Annotated in this window: 6 protein-coding genes and 1 pseudogene; 2 read left to right on the forward strand and 5 right to left on the reverse strand. The window is 70.8% G+C overall.

The annotated features are described in order from the left end of the window. The coding region (locus ABZ749_RS24770; RefSeq protein WP_357231732.1) for a HisS family protein at window positions 1-965 on the reverse strand (965 nt) is incomplete at its 3' end. A 73-nt stretch (window positions 966-1,038) separates the two neighbouring features. Then, on the reverse strand, window positions 1,039-1,749 hold the full coding sequence (locus tag ABZ749_RS24775; protein ID WP_238659786.1) for an MBL fold metallo-hydrolase: 711 nt from the start codon (window positions 1,747-1,749) through the stop codon (window positions 1,039-1,041). A 270-nt stretch (window positions 1,750-2,019) separates the two neighbouring features. Here ABZ749_RS24775 and ABZ749_RS24780 point away from each other — a divergent pair, with 270 nt between their 5' ends. Together ABZ749_RS24780 and ABZ749_RS24785 are read left to right on the forward strand one after the other, a co-directional pair. Then, window positions 2,020-2,892 carry a peptidylprolyl isomerase gene (locus tag ABZ749_RS24780; RefSeq protein ID WP_357231735.1) on the forward strand — a complete coding sequence of 291 codons (873 nt, stop codon included), beginning with the start codon at window positions 2,020-2,022 and terminating at the stop codon, window positions 2,890-2,892. Window positions 2,893-2,951: 59 nt separating this feature from the next. Beyond that, entirely contained in the window at window positions 2,952-3,794 is an 843-nt protein-coding gene (locus tag ABZ749_RS24785) for a peptidylprolyl isomerase (RefSeq protein ID WP_357231738.1), read from the forward strand. Window positions 3,795-3,871: 77 nt separating this feature from the next. Here ABZ749_RS24785 and ABZ749_RS24790 read toward each other — a convergent pair whose 3' ends face one another. The 3 genes and pseudogenes from ABZ749_RS24790 to ABZ749_RS24800 form a co-directional block, all read right to left on the reverse strand. Next, complete coding sequence (locus tag ABZ749_RS24790) at window positions 3,872-6,394, reverse strand: bifunctional (p)ppGpp synthetase/guanosine-3',5'-bis(diphosphate) 3'-pyrophosphohydrolase (RefSeq protein WP_357231741.1); 2,523 nt, start codon at window positions 6,392-6,394, stop codon at window positions 3,872-3,874. A 197-nt stretch (window positions 6,395-6,591) separates the two neighbouring features. After that, window positions 6,592-7,158, reverse strand: a complete 567-nt coding sequence (locus tag ABZ749_RS24795; RefSeq protein WP_357231744.1) for an adenine phosphoribosyltransferase — start codon at window positions 7,156-7,158, stop codon at window positions 6,592-6,594. A gap of 78 nt (window positions 7,159-7,236) precedes the next feature. Next, window positions 7,237-7,610, reverse strand: a pseudogene (locus ABZ749_RS24800) (protein translocase subunit SecF); the annotation flags it as partial.

Below are 7,610 nucleotides of genomic sequence, written 5' to 3' on the forward strand. Positions count from 1 at the left end.
GGTGAGATCGTCGCGCGGATCAGCCATGGGACCAGATTGTCGTACCGGCCGCCGGAGCAGATGGAGCCGAAGCGCTCGTAGCCGCGCAGCTGGGTCTCGTAGACGGTGCCCGTGTAGTAATCCAGCCCGCGGGCGATGCGCAGGTCCGCCACGCAGAGGCCGGGCGAGTGCTCGGCGGCGGTGTCCACCACCCGGACCAGCTCCTCGATGCCCTCGTCGAGCAGCGGGTCGCTCACCCCCAGCGCCCGGACGGCGTCGGCGAACGAGGCGTCCGGGGCGGAGATCTCGGCCAGCGCCAGGCACGCCTTGGCCTGCGCCTCGCTCGCCCCGGCGGTCTGGGCCAGCAGCTCGGCCACCTTCGCCGGGCCGATCTTGTCGAGCTTGTCCACGGCCCGCAGCGCCGCCTCCGGGTCGGTCAGCCCGATGCCCCGGTAGAAACCCTCGCAGATCTTGCGGTTGTTGACCTGGATCGTCACCGGTGGGATCGGCAACGACCGCAACGCGTCCCCGATGACCAGCGGCATCTCCGCCTCGTGGTGCGCGGCCAGGGTGTCCCGGTCGACGATGTCGATGTCGGCCTGGACGAACTCCCGGTAGCGGCCCTCCTGCGGCCGCTCGCCCCGCCACACCTTCTGGATCTGGTAGCGGCGGAACGGGAAGCTCAGCTTGCCGGCGTTCTCCAACACGTACCGGGCGAACGGCACGGTCAGGTCGAAGTGCAGGCCGAGCTGGTCGTCACCACCGGCACCCTCGGCGTCGGCGTGCAGCCGCCGGATCACGTAGACCTCCTTCGAGGTCTCGCCCTTGCGCAGCAGCTGGTCCAGCGGCTCCACGGCGCGGGTCTCCAGCGGCGCGAAGCCGTACAGCTCGAAGGTGGCCCGGATCCTGTCGAGCACGAACTGCTCGATCATCCGCTGTCCGGGAGTCCACTCCGGGAAGCCGGAGATGGGCGTGGGCTTGCTCATCGGCGTACTCCTTGCGGTTCCGCGCCGTTGGCGCGGTGGTGTCGTGGGTCCGCGCGCGGCGCGGACAGAAGATCTAGAGGCCCCGGGTGGGAGCGGCCGGCGACGTGCCAGCCACCTCGATGAGGTACGGGTTGCTGGCGCGCTCGCGGCCGATGGTGGTGCTGGGGCCGTGGCCGGGCAGCACGACGGTGTCGTCGGCCAGCGGGAGGATCTTGTCGCGCAGGCTGGTGAGCATGGCCGGCATGCTCCCGCCCGGCAGGTCGGTGCGGCCGATCGACCCGGCGAAGAGGACGTCGCCGGAGAGGCACAGTTCGTCAGCCTCCCAGCCCGACCCGGCGCCCGGCAGCCGGAACAGCACCGACCCGCCGGTATGGCCCGGGGCATGGTCGACGGCGATCTCCAGGCCGGCGAGCGTGAGGGTGGCGCCGTCGGTCAACTCCGCCACGTCCTCCGGCTCGGTGTAGCTCAGCCGGCCGCCGAAGAGCGACGTCAGGTCGGTCGAGAGGCCCTTCGACGGGTCGGCCAGCATCTCCCGGTCACCGGGGTGCACGTACGCCGTGATGCCGCGTGCGCCGCAGACCGGCGCGACCGAGAAGGTGTGGTCGAGGTGGCCGTGGGTGAGCAGCACGGCGGCCGGATGCAGGCGGTGCTCGGCGAGCAGCGCGTCGAGCTGGTCGAGCACCCCGATGCCCGGGTCGACCACCACGCACTGCTCCCCCGGCGCGGTGGCAACCACGTAGCAGTTGGTGCCGAAGGCGTCCGCGGGAAAGCCGGCCACGAGCACAGGCGCTGTCCTTTCCGTCGAGCAGCTGTCGTTCTGCACAGCAGCCTATCGGGCGGGCCGAACGAGTTTGCCGCGTCCGTCCCACACGTCCCGCCAGGCACAGTGACAACCTCCGATAAGCGCTGCTCGGGATGGGGTGGACCTCGTACACCACATTCCCAGTCACTAGCCGTACACTCTGGCGGGCGTGTGGCGCGGCACACGTGACGCCCGGACGGGCCGGGGCGACCGGCCGCCGGCGACGACCAGGTAGAGGAAAGGGGAGCACCGGTGGCTTCCAGCAGGGACCGGCAGCGCAAACTGGCGCGGGCCAAGCTCGACCGGCAGTTGGCCCGGCGGGCCGCCTCGACGCGGCGCCGACGGCAGATCCAGGCCGGAGTTGGCGCCGCTCTGATCCTCGTGCTGGTCGTGGCCGGCTCAGCCTGGGCGCTCGGGGCCTTCGACTCCGACCCGAAGCAGAACACGGCCGGGGAGGACACCTGCCTCTGGACGCCGCAGGACGCGACGGCCAACACCAACCTCAAGGACGTCGGCACGCCGGCCACCAAGGATCTGCCCACCGACGGCACCCGGGCGATGACCGTGACCACCAACCAGGGCGCGCCGATCACCGCGGAACTGAACCTGACCAACTCTCCGTGCGCGGCGGCGAGCATCGCCCACCTGGCGAGCCGGTCGTTCTACGACAACACCACGTGCCACGAGATCACCGCCGAGGGCGCGCTGCGCTGCGGCGACCCCAGCGGCACGGGTCTTGGTGGGCCGACCTACTCGTTCTACGACGAAGAGGTGCCGACCGTGCCGTCGGCCAGTCCGGCCCCCGGCCAGCCGCCGACGTACCCGAAGGGCACGGTGACGATGGTCTCCAACCCGCCGGGCAGCAACGGCAGCCAGTTCCTGATCTTCTTCAAGGACTTCACCACCGCCGACCCGAAGTACCCGGTCATCGGCCGGGTGACCGGCGGGCTTGACGTGGTGGAGAAGATCGGCGCCCTCCCGACCGTGGACAATGGGACCGGGGCGAAGGTCAAGCCCAGCACCGATGTGACGATCCAGAGCCTCACGGTCGGTGAGCCGGTCACCGGTGCGGCACCGGCTCCCTCGGCTTCCGGCACCCCGGCCAGCAGCCCGAGCGCCGGCTGACCGGGCGCCACCAACCACCCAAGCGGCACCCAGCAGCAGACAGCCAGGAGGATCCAGGCGTGACGTCCACCAGAGAGCGGCAGCGCGCGGCGGCACGCGCCCGGCTCGAGAAGGAGATGGCCGAGCGCGCGGCCAAGGCCCGCAAGCGCCGGCAGACGACGGCGATCGTCAGCGCGGCTGCCGCGCTGGTGCTCGTGGTCGCCGGCACCGTCTGGCTGGCGGTGAGCCTCGGCGGCGACGACGACGACAAGAGCGACACCGCCGCGCCGGCGGCCGGTGCGGCCGAGTGCGCGTACAACGCGCTGCCCACCGACCAGCGGCCCCCGCAGATCAAGGACGTGGGGGCGCCGAGCAACGAGCAGTCCGCCACGGGCGTGCAGACCATGACGATCGACACCAACCTCGGCCCGATCACGGCCAAGGTCGACCGGTCGTTGGTGCCGTGCACGGCGGGTAGCTTCACCTACCTCGCGGAGAAGAACTTCTTCGACAACACCAAGTGCCACCGCCTCGTGAGCGAGGGCATCAAGGTGTTGCAGTGCGGTGACCCCAGCGCCACCGGCAACGGCTGGCGGGACACCGACGGCCAGGGCGGCCCGAGCTACCGCATGGCCGAGGAGAACCTGCCCACCGACAAGCGCCCGCCGTACCCGGAGGGCGTCATCGCGATGGCCAAGTCGCAGGATCCGGGGAGCACCGGCAGCCAGTTCTTCATCGTCTACGGCGACTCGCCGCTGGACCCGGCGTACACCGTGCTGGGCACCATCACCGGCGGCATGGACCTGGTCAAGGACGTGGCCAAGGCCGGCGACGACGGGGCGTTCGCCCAGCAGGCCGGCGGCGGCCACCCGAAGAAGGAGGTCATCATCAAGGACCTCACGATGAGCAACCCGCAGGGCTGACCCCACGCGCACGACGAAGCGCCCGCCGGCTGAGCCGGCGGGCGCTGTCGTGTGCCCGGGGTACGGGGTACGGGCGCTCAGGCGCCCGAGGTGACCCGGTAGGCGTCGAAGACGCCGTCGACCTTGCGAACCGTGGCCAGCAGGTGGCCCAGGTGCTTCGGGTCGGCCATCTCGAAGCTGAACCGGCTCACCGCCACCCGGTCACGGGTGGTGGTGACGGTCGCGGAGAGGATGTTGACCCGCTCGTCGGAGAGCACCCTGGTGACGTCGGCCAGCAGCTTGTGCCGGTCCAGGGCCTCGACCTGGATGGCGACCAGGAACGTCGACGCGGAGGTGAGCTTCCAACTCACCTCGACGACCCGCTCGCTCTGCGCGCGCAGGTCCTCGGCGTTGGCGCAGTCGTCGCGGTGCACGCTCACCCCGCCGGAGCGGGTGACGAAGCCGAACACCGAGTCCGGTGGGACCGGTGTGCAGCAGCGGGCCAGCTTGATCCAGACGTCGCTGACGCCCCGGACCACCACGCCCGGGTCGCTGCTGCTCTGCCGGCTGCGTGGCGGCCGGGTGGCGACGGCGGTCTCGGCGATGTCCTCCGCCGCGCCCTCCTCGCCGCCGTACGCGGCCATCAGCTTCTGCACCACCGACTGCGCGGAGACCTGGCTGTCGCCGACCGCCGCGTAGAGCGACGCCACATCGGCCAGGTGCAGGTCCCGGGCGATCGACATGAGCGCGTCGGAGGTGAGCATCCGCTGCAACGGCATGCCCTGCTTGCGCATCGCCTTGACGATCGCGTCCTTGCCGGCCTCGATCGCCTCCTCGCGCCGCTCCTTGTTGAAGTACTGGCGGATCTTCGTCCGGGCGCGAGGGCTCTTGACGAAGCCCAACCAGTCCTGCGTCGGGCCGGCCGTCTCGGACTTCGACGTGAAGATCTCGATCACGTCGCCGTTGGACAGCGTCGACTCGAGGGGCACCAGCTTGCCGTTGACCCGCGCGCCGATGCACTTGTGCCCCACCTCGGTGTGCACCGCGTACGCGAAGTCCACTGGTGTCGACCCGGTCGGCAGCGGGATGACGTCACCCTTCGGGGTGAAGACGTACACCTCCTGGCTGGACAGGTCGAAGCGCAGCGCGTCCAGGAACTCGCTCGGGTCGGCCGCCTCACGCTGCCAGTCGAGCAACTGCCGCAGCCAGGTCATCTCGTCGATGTGCGCGGGCGGGCCGACGATCTGGGTGCCCTTGTGCTCCTTGTACTTCCAGTGCGCGGCGATGCCGAACTCCGCGGTGCGGTGCATCGCGTACGTGCGGATCTGCATCTCCACCGGCTTGCCGGTGGGCCCGATGACAGTCGTGTGCAACGACTGGTACATGTTGAACTTGGGCATCGCGATGTAGTCCTTGAACCGGCCCGGCACCGGCTGCCAGTTGGCGTGGATGACCCCCAGCGCCGCGTAGCAGTCGCGAACCGTGTCGACCAGGATCCGCACACCGACCAGGTCGTAGATGTCGTTGAAGTCGCGGCCCCGCACGATCATCTTCTGGTAGATCGAGTAGAGGTGCTTCGGCCGCCCGGTGGTCTCCGCCTTGATCTTGGCGGCCTTCAGGTCGGTCTGCACCTTCTGCGTCACCTGCCGCAGCAGCGCCTCGCGCTGCGGCTGGTGCTCCCCGATCAGCCGGTTGATCTCCTCGTAGCGCTTCGGGAACAGCGTGCCGAAGGACAGGTCCTCCAGCTCCCACTTGATCGTGTTCATACCGAGCCGGTGCGCCAGCGGCGCCAGGATCTCGAGGGTCTCCTTGGCCTTCTGCTCCTGCTTGGGGCGGGGCAGGAAGGTCAGGGTGCGCATGTTGTGCAGCCGGTCGGCCAGCTTGATCACCAGCACCCGCGGGTCCTTGGCCATGGCCACGACCATCTTGCGGATCGTCTCGGCCTTGGCCGCGTCACCCAGCTTGACCTTGTCGAGCTTGGTGACGCCGTCGACCAGCAGGGCGACCTCGCCACCGAAGTCGGCGCGCATCTGGTCGAGGGTGTACTCGGTGTCCTCGATGGTGTCGTGCAGCAGCGCGGCGACCAGCGTGGTGGTGTCCATCCCCAGGTTGCCGAGGATCGTCGCCACGGCGAGGGGGTGGGTGATGTAGGGGTCACCGGACTTGCGGTACTGCCCGGAGTGCCACCGCGCGGCCGTGTCGAAGGCGCGCTGGAGCAGCCGGGCGTCCGCCTTGGGGTGGTTGTCCCGGTGGCTGGCGATGAGCGGCTCCAGCACCTCGCTGACCTGGGAGGTCTGCCAGGGTGCGTTGAACCGGGCCAGCCGGGCACGGACCCGCCGACCGGTGGGCGCGTTGGACAGCCCGAACCCGCCGCTGGGCGACGGGTCGATGCCCGCGTCGGTCGGGAACGGCACCACGACGCCATCGGCGCCAGGGGACGCCTCGACGCTCGGCGGGCCGCTGGTCGGCTTCACCGCGCTCCCGCCGGGAACCCGGCCGGAGCCGTTGCCGTTGCCCGTCACCCGGGCCGGCGCGTCGCCTGTCGGGTCGGTCACCGAGCCGTCAGCGTCGCCTGTCGGGTGCACCGTGCCCTCCGCCGGAGGGACGACATCGTGGGACACCGGCCTCCTCACCGCTCGCCGGAAACACGCCGGCCGAAGATCGGCCGACCTGGTCTCGCCCGCCGGACGGGATACCGCCGGCGTCAGCAAAGGGCAATGCTACCCGCACGGACGGCCCCCTGCCGCTCCGCCGGACGGTCGGCGCCGCGTCCATCCGGCCGGCCCGGGACCAAACGGTCAGCAGAGTGCCGACCGGCTCAAACGGTCAACAGGGCGTGGACGGGACGCGGCGCCAGTCGCTCGCGCCCACCCAGGAAGCCGAGCTCCAGCAGCACAGTGAAGCCGGCGACGGTGCCGCCGGCCCGCTCGACCAGGTCCAGCGTCGCCTCGGCCGTGCCACCGGTGGCCAGCACATCGTCGACCACCAGCACCCGGTGCCCGGCGGTGAAGGCGTCCTCGTGCACTTCGAGGGTTGCCTCGCCGTACTCCAACTCGTAGGAGACCGAGTGCGCGGGGCGCGGCAGCTTGCCGGCCTTGCGCACCGGCACCACTCCCACCCCGGTCGCGTACGCGATGGCCGCCGCGACGACGAACCCGCGCGCCTCGATGCCGACCACCACGTCGAAGGTGTCCCGCCCGTGGTGGGCAACGATCCCGTCGATCACCTCACGGAAGACCCTGCCGTCGGCGAACAGTGGCATCAGGTCCTTGAACATCACGCCGGGCTTGGGAAAGTCGGGCACGTCCAGCACCCGACTGGCGACCAGTCGGGCCACCTCCGGGCCACTGTCCCCGTGCGCTGCGGCGCTGTGGGTCTCCGTCACGGCTGTTTCGCTCTCCTTCGACGACGAACGGCGTCCGGCAACAGCATGCCGGACGCCGTTCGGGTGTTTCCTGTCGGGTCAGCGCCGCTTGGCGCCACCCGGCCGGTTGCCGCCACCACCCGGGCGACCGCCCCGGGCACCGGTGGACCGCTTGCCCGCCGGCCGAGCGCCCACCTTGGGGGCGGCACCGGCCAGCGCGGCGGAGTCCTGGTCGACCGGCTCGTCGGCCGTGTCCGCCTGGGCCACCGGGCTCGCGGCAGCACCCTTACCGGTGACCTCGCCGCGGCTGATCGCGCCCCGCCGGGTCAGGACGCGCTTGTTGTGCGCCTGGATCCGCGGGTCGTAGTTCTTCAACAGCGCCAGCAGCGGGGTGGCCACCAGGATGGAGGTCAGGAACGCCACCGCCATACCGACGAACAGCACCAGACCCAGGTCCTTCAGCGTGCCGGCAC

The organism is Micromonospora sp. NPDC047753 (assembly GCF_040642735.1).
Taxonomy (GTDB): Bacteria; Actinomycetota; Actinomycetes; order Mycobacteriales; family Micromonosporaceae; genus Micromonospora.